The 19,386-nt window shown below is 69.2% G+C and carries 15 protein-coding genes; 8 read left to right on the plus strand and 7 right to left on the minus strand.

Annotation, left to right across the window (positions count from 1 at the left end):
• The first annotated feature begins 307 nt into the window (after positions 1-307).
• The 5 genes from ABAZ39_RS24590 to ABAZ39_RS24610 all read left to right on the plus strand — a co-directional run bounded on the left by ABAZ39_RS24590 (position 308) and on the right by ABAZ39_RS24610 (position 6,774).
• A complete protein-coding gene (locus ABAZ39_RS24590; protein WP_040136551.1) occupies positions 308-3,181 on the plus strand; it encodes an FAD-binding and (Fe-S)-binding domain-containing protein in 2,874 nt (957 codons plus the stop codon).
• A 19-nt stretch (positions 3,182-3,200) separates the two neighbouring features.
• On the plus strand, positions 3,201-3,971 hold the full coding sequence (locus tag ABAZ39_RS24595) for a (Fe-S)-binding protein (RefSeq protein WP_040136553.1): 771 nt from the start codon (positions 3,201-3,203) through the stop codon (positions 3,969-3,971).
• Complete coding sequence (locus ABAZ39_RS24600; RefSeq protein ID WP_040136555.1) at positions 3,964-5,388, plus strand: LutB/LldF family L-lactate oxidation iron-sulfur protein; 1,425 nt, start codon at positions 3,964-3,966, stop codon at positions 5,386-5,388. The genes ABAZ39_RS24595 and ABAZ39_RS24600 overlap by 8 nt, the downstream gene beginning before the upstream one ends.
• On the plus strand, positions 5,381-6,052 hold the full coding sequence (locus tag ABAZ39_RS24605; protein ID WP_040136557.1) for a LutC/YkgG family protein: 672 nt from the start codon (positions 5,381-5,383) through the stop codon (positions 6,050-6,052). Before ABAZ39_RS24600 ends, ABAZ39_RS24605 begins: the two co-directional genes overlap by 8 nt.
• Positions 6,053-6,327: 275 nt before the next feature.
• Positions 6,328-6,774: a group III truncated hemoglobin gene (locus tag ABAZ39_RS24610; RefSeq protein WP_040137233.1), complete on the plus strand. Its 447-nt coding sequence runs from the start codon at positions 6,328-6,330 to the stop codon at positions 6,772-6,774.
• Here the strand turns inward: ABAZ39_RS24610 and ABAZ39_RS24615 are convergent, their stop codons facing one another.
• Positions 6,775-7,269 (minus strand): type 2 periplasmic-binding domain-containing protein, encoded by a 495-nt coding sequence (locus ABAZ39_RS24615; RefSeq protein WP_175428833.1) that lies wholly within the window; start codon positions 7,267-7,269, stop codon positions 6,775-6,777.
• Between the two features lie 65 nt (positions 7,270-7,334).
• On the minus strand, positions 7,335-9,749 hold the full coding sequence (locus ABAZ39_RS34730; protein ID WP_081863306.1) for a hybrid sensor histidine kinase/response regulator: 2,415 nt from the start codon (positions 9,747-9,749) through the stop codon (positions 7,335-7,337).
• Positions 9,750-9,978: 229 nt separating this feature from the next.
• On the opposite strand from ABAZ39_RS34730, the gene ABAZ39_RS24625 reads away from it, so the two are divergent.
• A complete protein-coding gene (locus ABAZ39_RS24625) occupies positions 9,979-10,839 on the plus strand; it encodes an LOG family protein (protein WP_040136561.1) in 861 nt (286 codons plus the stop codon).
• A 3-nt stretch (positions 10,840-10,842) separates the two neighbouring features.
• Here ABAZ39_RS24625 and ABAZ39_RS24630 read toward each other — a convergent pair whose 3' ends face one another.
• Entirely contained in the window at positions 10,843-11,631 is a 789-nt protein-coding gene (locus ABAZ39_RS24630; protein ID WP_040136563.1) for a DUF3750 domain-containing protein, read from the minus strand.
• A 136-nt stretch (positions 11,632-11,767) separates the two neighbouring features.
• Between ABAZ39_RS24630 and ABAZ39_RS24635 the strand changes: the two genes are divergently transcribed.
• Positions 11,768-12,208 carry a hypothetical protein gene (locus ABAZ39_RS24635; RefSeq protein WP_040136566.1) on the plus strand — a complete coding sequence of 147 codons (441 nt, stop codon included), beginning with the start codon at positions 11,768-11,770 and terminating at the stop codon, positions 12,206-12,208.
• A gap of 6 nt (positions 12,209-12,214) precedes the next feature.
• On the opposite strand, the gene ABAZ39_RS33395 is transcribed toward ABAZ39_RS24635, so the two are convergent.
• Positions 12,215-14,263: a mechanosensitive ion channel family protein gene (locus ABAZ39_RS33395; RefSeq protein ID WP_051658496.1), complete on the minus strand. Its 2,049-nt coding sequence runs from the start codon at positions 14,261-14,263 to the stop codon at positions 12,215-12,217.
• 366 nt (positions 14,264-14,629) lie between these two features.
• Here ABAZ39_RS33395 and ABAZ39_RS24645 point away from each other — a divergent pair, with 366 nt between their 5' ends.
• Entirely contained in the window at positions 14,630-15,010 is a 381-nt protein-coding gene (locus ABAZ39_RS24645) for an RT0821/Lpp0805 family surface protein (RefSeq protein ID WP_040136568.1), read from the plus strand.
• A 15-nt stretch (positions 15,011-15,025) separates the two neighbouring features.
• Here ABAZ39_RS24645 and ABAZ39_RS24650 read toward each other — a convergent pair whose 3' ends face one another.
• The 3 genes from ABAZ39_RS24650 to ABAZ39_RS24660 are packed head-to-tail and all read right to left on the minus strand — an operon-like array spanning position 15,026 to position 19,373.
• Positions 15,026-17,227: a site-2 protease family protein gene (locus ABAZ39_RS24650; RefSeq protein ID WP_051658497.1), complete on the minus strand. Its 2,202-nt coding sequence runs from the start codon at positions 17,225-17,227 to the stop codon at positions 15,026-15,028.
• Positions 17,228-17,230: 3 nt separating this feature from the next.
• The gene (locus ABAZ39_RS24655) at positions 17,231-18,595 is read right to left on the minus strand and encodes an efflux RND transporter periplasmic adaptor subunit (RefSeq protein ID WP_051658498.1); all 1,365 of its coding nucleotides are present in this window, start codon (positions 18,593-18,595) and stop codon (positions 17,231-17,233) included.
• Complete coding sequence (locus ABAZ39_RS24660; protein WP_247874717.1) at positions 18,585-19,373, minus strand: efflux RND transporter periplasmic adaptor subunit; 789 nt, start codon at positions 19,371-19,373, stop codon at positions 18,585-18,587. Before ABAZ39_RS24660 ends, ABAZ39_RS24655 begins: the two co-directional genes overlap by 11 nt.
• Between the last annotated feature and the right edge of the window lie 13 nt (positions 19,374-19,386).

Genomic DNA, 19,386 nt, shown 5'->3' on the forward strand with positions numbered 1-19,386 from the left:
AAGGGGCGTCATCCACTGCCGAGCTTTATTCCCTACGGCGCCGCTCGGCCTTCCATCCGGTCGGGAGGCGCCGCTTTCTTTGTCCGCCGTATTTTTTATGCGTTGCAGCATCACAGCGCTGCGTTTGGTCAATTCATTTTACCATTGCGGCCACCAAGCAAATCGATTATCCGACTGACTGACTGTGGCACACAACAAGCCGTCCGTCCGACGGGCGGAAACAAACGTCGCCCCAGCACCCGCAACCCGGACCGGCGATCACGGAGGAGTCGTCGCGCGGTCCCAGATCCGGAGGCCCCGAGAACCGATGCTGCCCGCGCCCTATGACCGCCTGCACGCGGCCCTCCGGGAGTTCATGCCGGACGAACGCCTCGTCACCGACCCGCTGCGCACGCTGGCCTACGGGACCGACGGCAGCTTCTACCGCCTGATCCCGAAGATCGTCGCCATCGTCGAGGCCGAGGGCGAGGTGGTGCGGCTGCTCGACCTCTGCCGGGAGCTGAAGACCCCGGTGACCTTCCGCGCCGCCGGCACCAGCCTGTCGGGCCAGGCGGTCACCGATTCCGTCCTGGTCCTGCTGGGCGACAGCTGGCGCGGCTGCACCATCCCGCCGGGTGCGGCGACGGTAACCCTCCAGCCCGGCGTCATCGGGGCGGAGGCGAACCGCAAGCTGGCTCCCTTCGGACGCAAGATCGGTCCGGACCCGGCCTCCATCGCCACCGCCAAGATCGGCGGCATCGCGGCCAACAACGCCAGCGGCATGTGCTGCGGCACCGCCCAGAACAGCTACCGCACGCTGGCTTCCATGCGGCTGGTGCTGGCCGACGGCACGCTGCTCGACACCGGGGACGCCGCCAGCCGCGCCGCCTTCGCCGTCAGCCACGGCGCCCTGCTGTCCGGCCTGTCCGATCTGGCCGCCCGCACCCGCGCCGACGACAAGCTGGCGGAGCGCATCCGCAACAAGTTCCGCATCAAGAACACCACCGGCTACAGCCTGAACGCCCTGGTGGACTTCGAGGAGCCCGTCGAGATCCTCCAGCACCTGATGATCGGGTCGGAGGGCACGCTCGGCTTCCTGTCCGAGATCACCTACAACACGGTGCCGGAACACGCCCACAAGGCGAACGCGCTGCTGATGTACCCGGACATCGGGGAGGCCTGCCGTGCCGTCGCGCTGATGAAGCCGACGCCGGTGTCGGCGGTGGAGCTGATGGACCGCGCCTCGCTGCGCTCGGTCGAGGGCAAGCCGGGCATGCCGGACTTCATCGGCGGGCTGGGGCCGGACGCCTCCGCCCTGCTCGTGGAGATCCGCGGCGAGGATGCGGCGGCGCTGGACGCCAACATTGCCGCGGTCAGCGCGGTGATCGCCCAGACCCAGACCCTGTTCCCGCCCACCTTCACCACCGACGCCAAGCTGGGCGAAAGCTACTGGAAGATCCGCAAGGGCCTGTTCCCGGCGGTCGGCGCCATGCGCAAGGTCGGCACCACGGTCATCATCGAGGACGTGGCCTACCCGCTCGACCGACTGGCCGAGGCGACGGTCGAGCTTCAGGCCATGTTCCTGAAATTCGGCTACACCGAGGCGATCATCTTCGGCCACGCGCTGGAAGGGAACCTGCACTTCGTCTTCACCCAGGCCTTCGACACCGACGAGGAGGTGGACCGCTACCGCCGCTTCATGGACGCGGTGTGCGATCAGGTGGTGCGCAAGTACGACGGGTCGCTGAAGGCGGAGCACGGCACGGGCCGCAACATGGCCCCCTTCGTGGAGATGGAGTGGGGTCCGCAGGCCTATGGCCTGATGAAGGAGATCAAGGCGCTGCTCGACCCGCAGGGCCTGCTGAATCCCGGCGTCATCCTGAACGACGACCCGGAGGCGCATCTCAAGAACCTGAAGGCGATGCCCGCCGCCCACCCGCTGGTGGACACCTGCATCGAGTGCGGCTTCTGCGAGCCGACCTGCCCGTCGCACAAGATGACGCTCTCCCCCCGCCAGCGCATCGTCGGCTGGCGCGAGATTTCGCGTCTTGAGGCCACGGGCGCGGACGCGGCTCGGCTCGGCGCCTTGCACGAGGCTTATGATTACCAGGGCATCGACACCTGCGCGGCCTGCGGCCTCTGTTCCACCGCCTGCCCGGTGGGGATCGAGACGGGGCTGCTCATCAAGGCGATCCGCGGCGACCGTCGCGGGGCAGTGGCCCAGGGGTTCGGCACCTACGTCGCCAGCCACACCGCCGGGGCCTTGTCGGTTGCCCGCACCGGCCTGAAGCTGGCCGATCTGGCGAAGCGGACGCTGGGCGACGACACGGCGAACGGGCTGTTCGAGAAGCTGCGCACCGTCACCGGCCAGCGCCTGCCGCATCTGCCGCGCGCCCTGCCCACACCGACCAACTTCACGCCGCTGCCCCAGGCTAAGGCGTCCGCCGATGCGCCGACTGTCGTCTATGTGCCGAGCTGCACCAGCCGCAGCATGGGTCCCGCCGCCAACGATCCGGAGAAGACCCCGCTGCCGGTGAAGGTGGAGGCGCTGTTCCAGAAGGCCGGCTACCGCGTCGCCTATCCGGAACAGCTGTCCTCGCTGTGCTGCGGCATGCCGCTGGAGAGCAAGGGCCTTGCCGCCCAGGCCGACGCCAAGGCGGAGGAGATGGTCCGCGCCATCTGGGCGGCCAGCGCCAACGGCACGGCCCCGGTGGTCCTCGACACCAGCCCCTGCTCCTTCCGGCTGAAGAAGCACCTGAAGGACGCCGGGCTCCAGGTCCTGGATCTGGTGGAGTTCATCCACGACCATCTGCTGGATCGTCTGACCTTCACCAAGCAGACGGAGCCGGTGGTGCTGCACCTGACCTGCTCCACCCGCCGCATGGGGCTGGATGCCAAGATGAAGGCGGTGGCCGCCGCCTGCGCCACCCAGGTGGTGGTGCCGGAGGATGTCGGCTGCTGCGGCTTCGCCGGCGACAAGGGCTTCACCACGCCGGAGCTGAACGCCCACGCCCTGCGCCACCTGTCCAAGGACATCCCCGCCGGGGCCAAGGCCGGCTATTCGAACAGCCGGACCTGCGAGATCGGCCTGTCCGACCACTCCGGCTTGCCGTACCGTTCCATCGTCTATCTGGTCGATGCCTGCTCGACGCCGAAGGCTCCCGCCACGGCTTCCACGCGCGCGTCGGAACCCGCGTTCTGAGGCGGGAGGGAGGAAAACCATGAGCCACGACGGCACCACGAGCCGCCCCGACATCGAGCGGCCCGAAAGCGTTTACTTCTTCGGCACCTGTCTGGTCGACCTGTTCTATCCGGAAGCCGGCATGGCCGGCATGGAGCTGCTGAAGGCGCAGGGCATCCGCGTCGTCTTCCCGCAGGGGCAGAGCTGCTGCGGCCAGCCCGCCTACAATTCCGGCTACCGGGAGGAGGCGCTGAAGGTCGCCCGCGCGCAGTTGGACTACTTCCCCGGCGACTGGCCCATCGTCGTGCCGTCGGGCTCCTGCGCCGGCATGATGAGCAAGCACTGGCCCGACCTGTTCAAAGGCGAGCCGGACGAGGTCCGCGCCCGTCAGGTGGCGTCCCGCGTGTGGGAGCTGACCCAGTTCCTCGTCCAGGTCCTCAAGGTTAAATTCGAGGACCAGGGGCCACCGGTGAAGATCACGTGGCACGCCTCCTGCCACGCCCAGCGCGAAATGGGCGTGACCGACGAGCCAAAGGCCCTGCTGCGCCAGCTCGCCAACGTCGAGCTGGTCGAGTTGCAGCGGGAGAAGGAATGCTGCGGCTTCGGCGGCACCTTCGCCGTGCGCCATCCCGAGATTTCGGCCGCCATGGTCGGCGACAAGGTGGCGGACATCGAGAACACCGGGGCGAAGGCCGTGGTGTCCGGTGACTGCGGCTGCCTGATGAACATCTCCGGCGCGCTGGAGGGCGGCAAGAAGCCGGTCCGCGGAGTCCACATCGCCCAGTTCCTGAAGGAGCGCACCCATGGGTGAGACGAGCATTAATTTCGCAAAGGCCTCCAGCGCCGCGCTCCAGGACCAGCAGCTCCGCGGCAACTTCCGCCGTGCCATGGACGGGCTGATGTCCAAGCGCGCCGTGCAGTTCGCCGACACCGCCGAGTGGAACGGGGTGCGGACGCTCGGCGCCTCGGTCCGCCTGCGCGCCCTGTCCAAGCTGCCGGAACTGCTGGAGACGCTGGAAGCCAACTGCACGAAGAACGGCATCCAGGTCCATTGGGCCTCCACCACCGACGAGGCCAACGCCATCGTCCTCTCCATCATGCAGCGCGTGAACGCCAAGCTGGTGGTCAAGGGCAAGTCGATGGTGTCGGAGGAGATGCACCTCAACGCCTTCCTGGAAAAGCACGGCATCGAGAGCCTGGAAAGCGACCTCGGTGAATACATCGTCCAGCTTGATGAAGCGATGCCCTCGCACATCATCATGCCGGCGATTCACATGAACACCAAGCAGATCGCCCATCTGTTCAAGCAGAAGATCAAGGAAGCGGAATACACCGAGGACGTGGCCCAGCTGACGGACCTCGCCCGCCGCGTCCTGCGCAAGAAGTTCGCGACCGCCGACGTCGGCATCTCCGGCGTCAACATGGCGGTGGCGGAGACAGGCACGCTCTGTCTGGTGGAGAACGAGGGCAACGGGCGCATGAGCACTACGGTGCCGCCCGTCCACATCGCCGTCATGGGCCTGGAAAAGGTCGTGGAGAAGCTGGAGGACGTGCCGCCGGTCATCAGCCTGCTGACCCGCTCCGCCACCGCCCAGCCGATCACCACCTATGTCAACATGATCTCCAGCCCCCGCAAGGAGGGCGAGAAGGACGGCCCGAACGAGATCCATCTGGTGATCCTCGACAACGGGCGGTCGGGCATCTACGCCGACGAGGAACTGCGCAACACGCTGCGCTGCATCCGCTGCGGCGCCTGCATGAACCATTGCCCGGTCTACACCAAGGTTGGCGGCCACGCCTATCAGGCGCCCTACCCCGGCCCGATCGGCTCGATCCTGATGCCGCAGGTGGAAGGGCTGGAGAAGCGGGGCGAGCTGCCGCACGCCTGCACCATGTGCAACGCCTGCGTCGAGATCTGTCCGGTCAAGATCCCCATCGTGGAGATCATGGGCCGCCTGCGGTCGGAGGCCGTTCATCCCGGCGACGCGGTGCGGGGCGCCGGATCGCACGCCAGCAAGGCGGAGGCGATGGTGTGGAAGGGCTGGTCGATGACCTACGCCTCGCCGCTCGCCTACCAGTTCGCGACGGCGCTGCTGGCGAAGCTGGGCAACGCCGCGCCCGCCAGCCTGCCGCTGCTGAAGGAGTGGACGAACGTGCGGGCCAAGCCGCGCTTCGCCAACCGCACGCTCCACGCCCTCGCCCGCGAGAAGGGGATCCCCGATGTCTGAGTCCAGAAACGCGATCCTGGGCAAGCTGCGCGCCGGGCGCGATGCCCACCCGCTGACCCCGCCGGAGTCCGATTTCGCCGTCCTGCGCAACAAGCGCTGGGACGGCGCGGAACGGCTGGAGCGCATCAAGCGCATGATGGAGGCCGTCCACACGGAATTCCTGGAGACGACCGAGGCCGACTGGCCCGCCGACGTCCAGGCCTTCCTCAAGGCGCAGGGCACCCGCAACCTGCTGTTCGGCCCGGCGACCGAGGCCGGGGCGCGCCTGTCGGCCGAATGGGCGGCGTCCGGGATGGCGGGCGGTCCGAAGCTGATCCCCTACGCCGACCGGGTCGAGACCTTCAAGGAACGGCTGTTCGACGGCATCGACGCCGGCATCACCACGACGCTGGGGGCCATCGCCGACACCGGCAGCCTGATCGTCTGGCCGACGCCGGAGGAGCCGCGGCTGATGTCGCTGGTGCCGCACATGCATCTGGCGCTGCTGCGCGCCGACGCGCTGTACGACACCTTCTGGCAGGCGATGACCGAGAATCGCTGGGCCGACGGCATGCCGACCAACGCCCTGCTGATCTCCGGCCCGTCGAAGACCGCGGACATCGAGCAAACGCTGGCCTACGGCGTCCACGGGCCGAAGCGGCTGGTGGTGGTTATCGTCCGGTAATAGTGCGGAGAGCGATCCCCTCTCCCGCCCCGGGAGAGGGAGGGGCCCGCCGCAGGGCGGCGGGCGGGTGAGGGTGCTCCCGAGAGTCAGCGTCTCGATCCTCGCTCGACCCTCACCCGCCCGCTTTCGCGGGCACCCTCTCCCGCCCCGGGAGAGGGGTTCAAGAGCAGACGTCATCATCTCTGTCAATCGCGTCGCACGGGTGGCGGTGTGCCGCCGGGACGGGTATAGTGCCGGGTCTTGTTCGCCTCATGTTTTTTCAGGACCCCACCGCCTTGGACCAGACCACTGTTCCCACCCCCCAGTCCGCCACCATCGCCGAGCGGGTCGCCAAGACCGGCATCGACGAGGCGATGATCGAAGCCCTCGTCCGCACCTTCTACGGCAAGATTCGCGACGACGCCCTGCTCGGCCCGGTGTTCGGCGCGGCGATCACCGACTGGGAGCCGCATCTTCTGAAGATGATCGACTTCTGGTCCTCGGTCGCCCTGCTGACCCACCGTTACGACGGGCGGCCCCTGCCCGCCCATGTCCGCTTCGACATCGGGCCGGCGCATTTCGAGCGCTGGCTGGAGCTGTTCCGCGAGACGACGGCCGAGGTCTGCACGCCCGAGGCCGCCGCCTTCTTCGAGGATCGCGCCGCCAACATCGGGCGCAGCATCCAGATGGGGGTGGATTTCTTCCGCAAGCAGGCCGCCGCCGACGCTGGCGCTGCCCGCTGATCAGGCCCCGCGCACCGGCTTGCCCTTCACGCCCCAGCTGTCCGTGAAGTCGCGCACGCCGGGTATGGTCATCATGTGGGCGTCCTTGACATAGACGAACTGCTTGGGACCAAGCTCGTACTCGGTCATTGTGATGCCCTTGGCCCGGCAGCGCTTCTGTTCCTCGGCCCCGATGCGGCGATCGGAGACCACCATGTCGGGATGCTCCAGCCCCACCCCGGCGCAGAAGCTGCGGAATCCGCTGTTGGTGCCCTCGGCGACGAGGCGCGGCTGGGTGTCGGGCGTGCTGTTGAAGCGGCTGGCCGCGGTGCCGACCGCCCCCCGCATGGACGGGCTGCCGACGATCCAGATTCCGCGCTCCTCGGGCGGCGGCTTCGGCACGGTGGGGGGCGGCAGGGTGGCCGTCTGCTGCGGCGATTGGAAGCCGGGAAACTGGCACCCGGCGAGCGCCGCCGCGACGGCGACCATGGCAAGGCCTTTCGACAGGGATGGCACTCTGTTGTCTCCTCCATAACCCTCGCACGGCGCGGCGCCATCGGCGCCGCTGGTGATAGCAACGCTCAAGCCGGCCCGATGGCTCCAAGATGACGGGCCAACGCGGCTTCGAGAAGACGCGGAGTCACCGGCTTGTGCATCAGGCCGAGACCGTGCCGCGCGGCGTCGCGCTGCGGTTCCGGTCCGATCTCCCCGGTGACGATGAGGCCCGGCACGTCGACGCCGAACAGGTCGCGGATGCGCAGGATGGCCTCGGTGCCGACCCGGCCCTGGCGCAGCCGGTAATCGGCCAGCACGATGTCGGGCCTCCGCCCGCCGCTGCGCAGGCGCTCCAGCGCTTCGCCGGTGCTCCCGGCGCACAGAACCTCGAACCCCCATTCGCCGAGCATCACCGCCAGCCCCATCAGAACGATGGCGTCGTCCTCCACGACCACGGCCAGCCGCCCACCCCCGGTCGCCGTCATGGCATCGGCCCGCGCTGTCCGGGCGGCGGGAGGCGTGGGACGCGGCGCATCATGGCGGACCAGCGGCACGCTGACCGAGAAGATCGAGCCGCGCTCCGGACGCGACACCAGATCCACCGGATGGTCGAGCAGCCGCGACAGCCGTCGCACGATGGCGAGCCCCAGGCCAAGTCCCTGGTCGCGGTCGCGCTCCGGGTTGCCGATCTGATGGAACTCCTCGAAGATGCGCTCCCGCTGGTCGGGCGGGATGCCCAGGCCGGTGTCGTGCACCTCGACGCACAGGCGCGTTCCCTGGGGCCGGCAATCGACCATCACACGGCCCCGGTCGGTGTAGCGGATGGCGTTGTCGACCAGATTGCGCAGCATCCGCCCCAGAAGAACCCGATCGCTGCGCACCGTGCCAGTGCAGGGCACGATCCGCCAGTCCAGCCCCTTGGCCTCGGCCAGCGGGGCATAGGCGGCGGCCAGCGGGCCGAGCAGGTCGGCGACCGGAAACTCTTCGATCTGCGGCGCCACCACACCGGCGTCGAGACGGGACACGTCGAGCAGGCTGTCCAGCAGATCCTTCAGCGTGTCCAGCCCCTGCTGGAGCCGGTCCAGCGCCCGCTGCCCGGCGTCGCCGGTGACATGGGCCCCCAGCGCGCCGGCGAACAGCAGGATCGATTGCATGGGCTGGCGCAGGTCGTGGCTGGCCGCTGCCAGGAAGCGGCCTTTGGAGCGGTCGGCCTCCTCCGCCGCCTGTTGGGCGCGCCGGATGTCGTGGATGTCCACCGCGGTGCCGATCCAGGAGACGATGGCGCCCCTTTCCCGCACCGGCACCACGCGGCACTGGTGCCAACGCCATGCCCCGTCGGCGCGCCGCATCCGGATGTTGCTCTGATAAGGCGAACCCGCGGCGATCGAGCGCGTCCTCAGTTCCAGATAGGCGGGGCGGTCGTCCGGATGGAACCCCTGCCAGGCGGACATGACGTCCGGGTCCTGGCCGGTGTAGGCGCGCAATTCCTCATTGTAGTATTCAGGGGTGCCGTCCGAGCGGTTGATCCACATGAGCAGCGGCGTGTTGTCCACCAGCGTGCGGAACCGTGCCTCGCTCGACCGCAGCGCCTCCTCCGCCCGCTTGCGGGCGGTGATGTCGCGGGCCACCCCGACGACGCCGATGGCCGCCCCCCAGGCGTCGCGCAGGGGCATCACGCTGATCATCAGGACGCGTTTGCCCTCCTCCGTCGGGAAGGGCAACTCCTCCTCCACCGTCTCCTCTCGCCCGGTGGCGATCACCCGCCCGCACAGGTCGTCGAGCCGTGCAGCGTCCTCCGGTGGGAACAGATCCTCGTCGGTCAGGCCCGCCAACTCCTCCCGCGTCCGTCCCAACAGGCGCGTGGTCGCGGAGTTGACCAGGGTGAACCGACGCTCGCGGTCCTTGGCGAAGATCGGGTCGGTAACGCTCTCCAGAAGGCTTTCCAACAGGGCGTTCTTGTCCCGCAGCAGCGCCTCGGCCGCCTGGGCGGCGCGGTGGGCGGCCTGGGTTTCCATCTCGTGCATGGCGAGACGGGCGAACTCCTCCAGGTCCCGCCCGTCCTCCGCGCTGAACTCCGGATGGGGCTTGTGATCGAGCAGGGAGAAGGTTCCGATGCGCAGCCCATCCGGCGCGATCAGCGGCGCCCCGGCATAGAAGCGCAGGTGCGGAGGCCCGGCCACCAGCTCATGGTCGGCGAAGCGCTCGTCCTCCCGCGTGTCGCACACGACCAGCACCGCATCGTCGAGAATGGTGTGGGCGCAAAAGGACATCCGGCGCTCAAGGACCATCGTATCCAGCCCATAGCCGGCCTTGGACCATTGCCGCGTCTCGTCCACCAGATTGACCATCACGATGGGCATGCGGAAATGGCGGGCGCCCAGCCGGACCAGCCGGTCGAAGGACGCCTCCGGCGGCGTGTCCAGCACACCATAGCTCTTCAGCCGGTCGAGCCGGGCGCGCTCATCCGATGGCCATGGCGGCTCGATGCTGCTCAACGTCACCCCTTACGAACAGACGCGGATAAGACGCTGATGGTTGGACGCAGACGCGCCTGAACCATGATGTGGGCAGTGCCAAGGCTTATGGAAAGACGCGCAACCGCTTTCCCTTCCGCCTTCCTTCGGTCTGCAGCACAATTGCTTTGAATGCAAATCCTTTGAGTCCGGGCAATGAACCGCCCGCGACCCCACATGACCAGAAGCCGTTCCCCGTCCCCACCCGGAGCACAGCATGAAGGACAGCAAGCCGAACCACGAATCCGCCGCCTACCGCATCGCCTTCGAGGACCGCGATTTCCTGTTGAGCGAGCCGATGCGCGGGGTGCGCTTCATGCTCGAATACGCCAAGCCGGAATCGGAGCTGAAGGCCTGGGGCATCCGCTCCACCATTGTGGTCTACGGCAGCGCGCGGGTGCCCTCGCCCGAGCGGGCGGAACAGCTTCTCCGCGACGCCCGGACGCCGGAGGAGCGGCAACTGGCCGAGCGGCGGGCCAAGCAGGCGGCCTGGTACGAGGAGGCCCGGACCTTCGGGCGCATCGTGTCGGAGCGTGGCGGCGCCCTGGCTCCCACCGAGGATGGCCAGCGCGACAACGTCATCGCGACCGGCGGCGGACCCGGACTGATGGAGGCCGCCAACCGCGGCGCGCAGGAGGCCGGGGCGCCGAGCATCGGCTTCAACATCAGCCTGCCGCAGGAGCCGCACCCCAACCCCTACAGCACGCCGGAGCTGACCTTCCGCTTCCATTATTTCGCCATCCGGAAAATGCATCTGGCGATGCGCGCCAACGGGCTGGCGATCTTCCCTGGCGGTTTCGGCACCTTCGACGAGGCGTTCGAGATCCTGAACCTGCGCAACACCAACAAGGCGTCCCGCCTGCCCATCGTCTTCGTCGGGCGCGACTATTGGAACGAGGTGGTGAACTTCCGCGCCCTGGCCGATCACGGCATGATCAGCGCCGGCGATCTGGAACTGTTCGACATCGCCGACACGGCGGAGGAGGCGTGGGACTGCATGACCCGGCTCGGCCTCAAGCGCGGCAACCCGCCGCTCGGCCCCGCCGGCACCGGCATGTCGGCGTCCGAGGAGAACTGAGGCTCAGCCCGGCGGCGGGCTTTCGGCGGCCGGGGCCGTCGGGGCGGGAGCGTTCAGCGCCAACCGCCCGACGCCCGGGATCTTGACCGCGAGGTCGAAGGGATCGACCCCGAAGGTCATGCCGAGCAGGTTCACCTCGAACCCTTCCTCCTTGGCCAGGAGCAGGCCGGCGAGGCCGAACAGGCTGACCTGCCAGCCCGTGCCGCTGGGCGCCCGCGCGATCATGCCGGTGCCCAGATAATCCTTGCCCAGCGCCGTGGAGGGCAGGTCGAGCCGCAGCTCCGGCACCGCCCGTCCTACCCAGGCGGCAAAGGTGTTGCTGTTGGGGCCGGGCCAGATGCGGTACTCCCCGGCGTAGGGGTAGCTCTGGGCGGCGTCGGCGATCTTGGGGATGGCGGCCTCGGCGGCGGGGCCGCGCAACTCGGCCAGCACGGCGGGGGCGGAGCCGAACCAGCGCCCGTCCGGATCGCGGTTGCTGACCGCCACCGCCGGCAGACCGCGGTAGACCCGCCAGCCGATCACCTCATAGACGGTGTAGGCCGACGCCCCCGCCGGCTTCACCGCGAACCACGGGTGCGTGCCGAAGGCGCCGCGCCAGGACAGGGCGCGGGCGGCGTAGACCTGCACCACCGCCTCTTGCGTCGTGGCGGGATCGGGGGCGAGGCCGACGGACGCGCGGTCCGCCCGGCTCCAGTCCACCCCCAGCGTCGCCGTTCCCGACGCGATCACGAAGGCCGGACCGGCCAGCAGCAGGACCAGCGTCATCAAAATCACCAGGATGGTGGCCGTCATTCTTTTCCGCACCGCTCCCTCTCGCCTGATGGGCCGTTTCCCAGATAGGCTGTCATCGCCCTGCCCGCCACCGATGTTGTACGTTGAGGACCATCCAATCGGTTCATCGCCGGATGGTTATCCAAGGAGCGCACCGATGCCCGCCGCTGACCTGACCGACCTTCTGGACCGCATCACCCGGCAGGCGCCGACCCGCGCCGCGACGATGGAGGTCGCCCGCGCGCTCGGCTGGACCACCGGGCCGAGCCGCAAGGGATGGAAGGTGGTTCAGCCCACCGGCTATGTCGGCGGCATGGTTGTCCCGCCCAGCGCCGACACCGCCGCCGCCGAGGTGTGGTTCGATCCCGAGGGGACGGAGCGCGGCCTCGCCGGCCCCAACGCCGAGTTCCCGCCCTATCTGACCAGCCTGGACACCGCCCTGTCCGCCGTCCCCGCGGCGGAGCGGGCGGCCACCCTGCGAACCGCGCTGGACCGTCACCGGGCGTGGCAGGAGGAGACCGGGCGCGACGACGCGGCGCTCGGCCGCCTGCCCGCCTTCGTCATCGCGGTATGGCTGTCGGTTACGCCGGCGGCGTGACGGGGGTCACTCCGCGGCTCCGCTCTCCTTGCCGGTGCCGTTCATGGCCTGGGCGGCGGCGAAGCCGATGATCCGGTTGGCGGCGTCCGGATCGTCCACCCGCACCACCACGCCGCGCCCGACCAGATGGATGCCGTGGTCCTGGAAGGCGCGGATCAGGCGATGGTACGCCTCGCGCCGGATGACGAACTGCTCGTTGGGCTTGGTGATGAACTTGACGCCGATGATCGCCGCGTCGTCCTCCACCCGCCGCACGCCCTGGGACTTCAACGGTTCGATGAAGCTCGGCCCCATCTCCGGGTCGGCGGACAGCTCCTTGCCGACCTCCTTCACCAGCTTCTTCACCAGCCCCATGTCGGTCTCGGGTGGAACGCGGAACTCCAGACGCATCAGCGCCCAGTCGCGGCTGTAGTTGGTCAGCGCCTTGATCTGGCCGAAGGGCAGCGTGTGCACCGCGCCGCGGTGGTGGCGCAGCTTCAAGGAGCGCAGGGAGATGCCTTCCACCGTGCCGCGCAAGTTGCCGACCTCCACATAGTCGCCCATGTGGAACGCGTCCTCCAGCAGGAAGAAGACGCCGGCCAGGATGTCGGCGATGGTCGATTGCGCGCCCAGTCCGATGGCGATGCCGACCACTCCCGCCCCGGCGAGCAGCGGCCCGATCTCGATGCCCAGGGAGGACAGGACGATCATGACGACGATGGCGACCAGCACGACCTGAAGGAACTTGCGCAGCAGCGGCAGCAGCGTCGCCAGCCGCTGCCCGCGCGACGACGTCCCGCCGTGCCGGGCCTCCTCCAGCGTCCGGTCGATTGCGCGCACCACCATCGTCCAGGCGACGTAGCCGAGCAGAATCACGACCGTCACGTTGAACAGCAACCGCAGGGCGATGCCGGTCGCTCCGGTCGCCTGCTCCACCCGGAATCCCCAGATGGCCGCGGTGGCGAAGACGCCGACGACGAACAGGGCCAACCACAGCGCCCGCATCACCCGTGCCACCGCGGCCTTCCCCGCCTCCGTCTCCTCCCCCCGGTAGAAGCGGGCGAGCGGGCGCTGGGCCATCAGGGCGATGGCCGGCACGGCCAGCGCCACCAGCAGGCTGGCGAGCATCCGCGGCCCCGTCGCCGGCTCCAGCCGCACCGCCGCCGCCGCGACGACCAGCCACAAGGCGACGAGATAGACCGAGGCCACCACCGCCCATAGACCCAGCGTGGGGTGGTCCTGCGCCGCCATGCCCAGCGGACGGGCAATGGCCCGCGCCACCGCCACGCGCCCGCGCCACACGCGGTAAAGCAGATACAGGAAGGGCACGGTGCTCAGCGGCAGGCCGATGGCAACGATGGCGTTCCCGCCGACCCCCAGCGCCAGCAGAAGATCGATCAGCCCGAGCACCGTCGCGGCCAACGTCACGGTGACCACGCCCGTGCGGTGAAGGGTGCGCGCGTCGGTATCCTCCAACGGGATCAAGCGTTGCTCTGGATGGTCCGGCGCGCACAGGAAGCGGATCAGGCGGTCGGTCAGCAGAACGGTCAGCGCCGCCTGGAGCACCGCCAGAAGGACGGCCGGGGCCGCGGGATGCGGCGGCCGCAAGATCGCGTAGACGACCAGCACCCCGAGCACGAAGGCGCCCACCGGCACCAACCCCAGCACGAAGCGCAGCGCACCGGTCAGCAGTGGCGCCCCATCGTCCACCTCCAGGTTGCGGACCGGCCCCGCCAGGATCCGGCGCGTCAGCAGCAGCGCCGCCGTCCCCGCCGCGAAGAGGATGAGCAGGCCGCGCAGCAGGCGCAGCGGGTTCACCGCCGCCTCCCGTCCGTTGGGGCGGGCGAAGGCGTCCGACAGGATGGTGGGAAGCTGTGGATAGGTGGCGGCGACCGCCTCCAGCCGCTCGGCATACACCTCCAGCGCCGTCGCCGGCCCGCCGGCCGCAGGCGCGTGGGCATCGGGCGTCTGCGCCACGGCCCATCCGGACGGCGAGGCGGCAAACAGCAGGACGGCAAACAGGGCAAGGGCTGACCACCGGGCCAACCTGCGGCGCGTCCCCGAATCTTCGTTCATAGGGGCCATCCTGCCGGAGAGCGACGGAGCGGTGCCCATCGGGCGGAAAAGTCCGCGCCGATGACGGGGACCGACAATGGGAAACGCTCGTCTGCCCCTCGATCAGGAAGCCAGTACGTTACCGTTGCCTATCGGACGGCCCCGCGACGGAACGCGCACCGTGAACCTGACTTTGGAGCATCCCGGAGCATGGCCTGAGCATGGAACAGAGCATGAAAACGGCCGGAGGCCGCCGCCCGTCGATGGGTGAAGCGTATGTTACCGTAACACCCCGGTTCGTGACCTGTCTTCACATGCGGCCATCATCAATCATTCCTAAAATGCCCGGATTCGAAAACGGTCATATCGGTCATAAGGAGCCGCCGCATGCGCCTGTTGCCCATCCCGTCCCTTGCCTTCGGGCTTTACGCCGCCGCGCTGGTCGCGACGCTGGGCGTCGCCACCCCGGCGCAGGCGCAGTTCGGCCTTTTCCTTGGCGGACGCGGCGGGGTGGATTTGACGGACGAGGATTGGGACCTGTTCCGCAAGGCGCTCAGCGACGCCCTGACCCCGATGGAAGCGGGTCGGCGCACCGAATGGAACAATCCGAAGACCGGGGTGCGCGGCGATGTGGTCGTGGAGAAGATCCACGAGCGCGACGGCGCGCCCTGCGGGGACGTTCAAGCCAATTTCATCCGGCGGACCGTCCAGCCCTACAGATTGACCTTTTGCAAAATGGCCAACGGGCGATGGGCAATCGCTCCCTGATGGGCAATCGTCTCGTCAGAACCCGGTTTCGCGGATCAGCACGGCCAGCGCGGTGCGCCAGAAGCGGTCGGCCAGACTGCGCGCCTCGCCGTCCACACGGGCCACGCCGCGCATCTGGTGGGCGGGTCCCGCCTGCGTCCGGTCCAGCGGCGCCAGGGTCACCCGGTACACCGCTTCCATCGGCTTCAGGTTGGCGCGCGCGGCTTCGGCGTTCGTACGCCCCATCGATGGTCCGGCTTGGCTCTCCACCGCGATCGGACCGCCGTGGGTCGAGGCCAGGGCAGGAATGTCCAGCCCCTTCACACTGACCCGGTCCACCGCCGTCACCCGCGCTTCCATGCGGGGGCGCAGCGGATCGTCGGCGTGGAACACCGCCCCTGCCCCCACCGCGACGCGGATGAGGTCGTTCTCGGCCACATAGCCGACCAGTTCCCCGCCACCGTCGGCGACGATCTGGCCCAGCGCCAGGGACGGTCCCACCCAGCGGCCGGGGCGCAGCGAGTCGGCCACATCCACCACTTTGCCGGCGATGGGCGCGCGGATCTCCAGCCGCGCCAAGCTGTCCAGCAGGCCCTGCCGGTCGGCCAGCCCGGCGGCCAGATCCTCTTCCATCACGCGCACCCGGTCCAGCCCGTCGCGGGCGGCCAGCATGCGGTCGATGCGGTCCTGGGCCAGCGCAATGCGCAGCTCCGACTGCTGCAGCCTGCTGGTCAGTTCCGGCGCCTCCAGGCGGAACAGCAGGTCGCCCGCCGCCACGCGCTGGCCGGGCTGGACCAGCACCTCCACGATTCGGGACGGGGCCGGAGCGAACAGGGTCGAGAAGCCCTCCGCCCGCCACACCGACGGTACGGCGATGGTTCCGGTGACCGGCACGAAGGCCAGCCAGACCAGCGCGGTCAGGCCGCCCAGGGTCATCAGAAGGTTCCGGTTGGGGCGCAGGCTGCCCCGCCGCTCCCACCAGGCTGCCACCTCGTTGCAGAGGGGACGCAGGATGAACCAGCCGACTTCGACCGCGAACAGCACGATTCCCAGCACCTTGATAAAGAAGTGATAGACCAGGAGCGCGATGCCGATGAACAGCACCAGCCGGTAGACCCAGGTGGCGAAGGCGTACGCCAGCAGCACCCGGTGCATCCACGGATCGAACCGCTCCGGCACCTCCTCGCCCAGGCCGAACAGCCACTCGCGCAACCGCCAGCGGGCCAGCGCGAAGGCGCGGTCCTGGAGATTCGGCACATCCAGCGCGTCGGCCAGCAGGTAATAGCCGTCGAAGCGCATGAAGGGGCTGAGGTTGATGGTCAGGGTCGTCACCCAGCTCACCGTCGCCACCAGGAAGGCGGCGCTGCGCAGCGGCCCGTCGGGCAGGAAGCTCCACGCCAGCGTGGCGAAGGCGGCCAGCGCCAACTCGGTCAGCATGCCCGCCGCGGCGATGTGCAGCCGGGCGCGGCGCGAGACGAGCCGCCACGCGTCGCTGGTGTCGGTGTAGAGCACCGGCCACATCACCAGGAAGGCCGCTCCCATGGTCGGCACCCGGCAGCCGAAGCGTTTCGCGGTGTAGGCGTGCCCCAGCTCGTGCAGCGTCTTCGTCACCAGCAGGGTCAGGCCGTACAGCGCCATGCCCTCCAGCGTGAAGAAATGCAGGAAGGTGTGGGCGAAGCTGTCCCACTGGCGCATTGCCAGGATGAGGCCGAGAACCCCCGCACCGATCACCGTCCACAGCCAGCCGCGGCTGTAGAAGGGCGCCACATAGCGCACCGTGGCGTCCAAAAAGGCGTCGGGCCGGACCAGCGGGATGCGGAAGAACAGGTAGTTGTGCAGCAGCCACATCCACCAGGACGTGCGGCGCGCCGCCGTCTGCTTCGCCAGGAAATCGACGTCGGCGCCCTGGGTCAGGTTGTTGGCGGCGAGGAACTTGTAGAGGGTCACCACATCCTCCGCCTCCGGCTGCAGGACCGTTTCGGCGGCCACAGTGGCGGCGATGGCGCGGGGCGATCCGTGATGCCAGCGGGCGATGACCTCGAAGGCGCCGTGGCCGATGCGGAAATAGCGGTTGCGCACCGGATCGTGAATTGTCCAGCAGGGCGAGCCGTCCACCGCCGGCGGGGCGGGGAGCAGATGAAGCTCCTCGCGCAGCGGCGGCAGCCGCACGCTGTCCATTGGATCCACCGGCGTGACGGCCGCTGGACCCGTCGTCATGCCGATGGCGGCGGCGCCCATGGTTTAGAGCCCCACGGTCTGACGCAACGCCGCCAGCGGGCGGCGGAACAGGTAGAAGGCCAGCGGCACCCGCTCTCCCTGGATCTTGGCGGTCCCGCGCAGCCCGATGCGCGGCGTCGGCTGGTCCGGCGCCAGATCGGCGCGGACGCGGTAGGCCAGGACCCCGCCCGGGGTCAGGCCCGGTTCATAGCTGGCGTGGGACACCGTGGCGCGCAGTGGCTGCAGGGGATCAACGTTCAGATAGAGGCTGACCTCCGCCCCCTCCTGGAGCACGATCGCGTCGTTGACAGGGACATGCACGTCCACCTCCGCGGCCTGCGGATCGGCCAGGGTCAGGATGCGCTCACCCACCGCCACCGGCTTGCCCAGCCAGTCGTTGGCATCGGCGAAGACCGCGATGCCGGTCCGCTCCGCCTTCACGGTGACGCGCTCCATCAGGTCGCGCGCGAAGTCCATCTCCGCCCGGCGCAGTTCCACCTGGGCCTTCAACTGGGCGATGCGCGCCTTGCTCTGCGGGTCGGCGAAGGCTCCCTGGGAGGCGGTCAGCAGTTCCGCTTCCGCCGAGGCCAGCGCCTTGCGCGCCACCTCCAGGCGGCTTCTCAGAATCGACGATTCGAAGCTGAACAGAGGCTGGCCGGTGGTCACCGGCTCGTTCGGCTGGACGTGGAAGCGTTCGATCACGCCTTCCAGCGGCGCGCTGACGATCAGCGGGTCGCGCGGCGCCACCTCCGCCGGGGCCAGCGTCGATTGCGGCACCGGGATGGCGAGAACCCCCGCCAGGACCGCCGCCACCGCCACCGCCCACAGCCCCTTGCGCGCCCGCAGCCCGGAGCGGCGTCCGGCCTGGGTCAGCGCCCACCAGGCGTGCCCGTACCCGCCGGACAGCTGGCCGAGGAGAATCTTCTCCCCTTCCGCCCACGCGGTGTCGCGGACGAGCCACAACACCGCCATGACGGTGCCGTCCGGCGCCGGCAGGGGCACCCAGAGCGCCTGCGCCGGTCCCCACTGGCCCCAGTCACGCGCCAGCGCGGGCGGCACCTCCGTGGGAGCGACGCTGTGCAGGTTGCGCGCCTCCGCTCCCGCGGCGATGGCCGAGGCCGCGGCCTCCAGCCAGCGGGTGAAAGGGGCGTCGCGCTCCGGAACGGCGATGTTGGACACGGCTTCGAGCCGCGCCTTGCCCGATGCCGCGACGGTCAGGAAGACCGCCTGCTGATAGGCGATCAAGCGCCGCGTCTGGTTCACCAGGAAGAAGCGCAGCGCCTCCGGATTCTGCGCCTGCCGGGCCTCCTGCTGCAGGTTCAGCAGAAGCAGGAGGCCGTTCAGCGGGTTGATCGCCTCCGTCCGGACGGATGTGACGTCATCGGGCACCTTTGGCCTCCTCCGACGGGGTGAAGCGGGCGGTTCCGCTCATGCCGGCGACGAGGTTCGGGGCGTTGCCCTGCTTGTCGGCCTGCAGCTTGCCCGTCACCTTCAGCGACTGGCTGACCGGATCGACGCGGGCGCCGGTCAGGGTGACCTCACCGTCTAGGGCCTCGCCGGTCTCGTCGATGCGCAGTTCGAAGCGCTGGCCGGGTTTCAGCCAGACCAGCCAGGAGGACGGAACGATCAGATCCACCCGCAGATCGCGGTCGGACAGGATCTCCAGCAGAGCCGTGCCGGCGGGGACCGACTCATGCTCGCGAATCCGCTGCTCCACCACCTTGCCGTCGAAGGGCGCCTTCACGTCGCAGCGGCGGACCTCGATCTCCGCCTTGCGCAGATCGGCGCGGGCGGCCTCGGCCTTGACCTCGGCCATTTCGACTTCGGCCCCGCCGATGGACTTCAGCTGCTCCAGCCGGCGGTTCTGCCGCACCGTCACCTCGGCGGCGCGTAGGTTGGCGCGGGCGGCATCGACCGTCGCCTGATACAGGCTGCAATCGAAGGCGACGAGCGTCTGTCCCGCCTTGAAGGACTGCCCCGCCTCCACGGTCATCCGCCCGATGCGTCCGGCGATCTCGCTGGACAGCACGGCGTGCTGCCGCGCCTCGATCAGCGCGCGCACACCTCCTTCGGGGGCTGGCGCCGGGTCGGCCGCGGCAAGCGGCAGAGGAAGCAGCGCGATAGACAGCGCGGCGAGGAAGCGTGAGGGGCGAAAGCGGCACATCATGGCAGAGATTTTC

This window comes from Azospirillum argentinense, assembly GCF_000632475.1.
Taxonomy (GTDB): Bacteria; Pseudomonadota; Alphaproteobacteria; order Azospirillales; family Azospirillaceae; genus Azospirillum; species Azospirillum baldaniorum.

Excerpts from the sequence above, each read along its gene's own strand:
- ABAZ39_RS24590 (WP_040136551.1), top strand. The coding sequence starts at position 308 with ATGCTGCCCGCGCCCTATGACCGCCTGCACGCGGCCCTCCGGGAGTTC.
- ABAZ39_RS24595 (WP_040136553.1), top strand. The coding sequence starts at position 3,201 with ATGAGCCACGACGGCACCACGAGCCGCCCCGACATCGAGCGGCCCGAA.
- ABAZ39_RS24600 (WP_040136555.1), top strand. The coding sequence starts at position 3,964 with ATGGGTGAGACGAGCATTAATTTCGCAAAGGCCTCCAGCGCCGCGCTC.
- ABAZ39_RS24605 (WP_040136557.1), top strand. The coding sequence starts at position 5,381 with ATGTCTGAGTCCAGAAACGCGATCCTGGGCAAGCTGCGCGCCGGGCGC.
- ABAZ39_RS24625 (WP_040136561.1), top strand. The coding sequence starts at position 9,979 with ATGAAGGACAGCAAGCCGAACCACGAATCCGCCGCCTACCGCATCGCC.
- ABAZ39_RS24630 (WP_040136563.1), bottom strand. The coding sequence starts at position 11,631 with ATGACGGCCACCATCCTGGTGATTTTGATGACGCTGGTCCTGCTGCTG.
- ABAZ39_RS24635 (WP_040136566.1), top strand. The coding sequence starts at position 11,768 with ATGCCCGCCGCTGACCTGACCGACCTTCTGGACCGCATCACCCGGCAG.
- ABAZ39_RS33395 (WP_051658496.1), bottom strand. The coding sequence starts at position 14,263 with ATGAACGAAGATTCGGGGACGCGCCGCAGGTTGGCCCGGTGGTCAGCC.
- ABAZ39_RS24645 (WP_040136568.1), top strand. The coding sequence starts at position 14,630 with ATGCGCCTGTTGCCCATCCCGTCCCTTGCCTTCGGGCTTTACGCCGCC.
- ABAZ39_RS24650 (WP_051658497.1), bottom strand. The coding sequence starts at position 17,227 with ATGGGCGCCGCCGCCATCGGCATGACGACGGGTCCAGCGGCCGTCACG.
- ABAZ39_RS24660 (WP_247874717.1), bottom strand. The coding sequence starts at position 19,373 with ATGATGTGCCGCTTTCGCCCCTCACGCTTCCTCGCCGCGCTGTCTATC.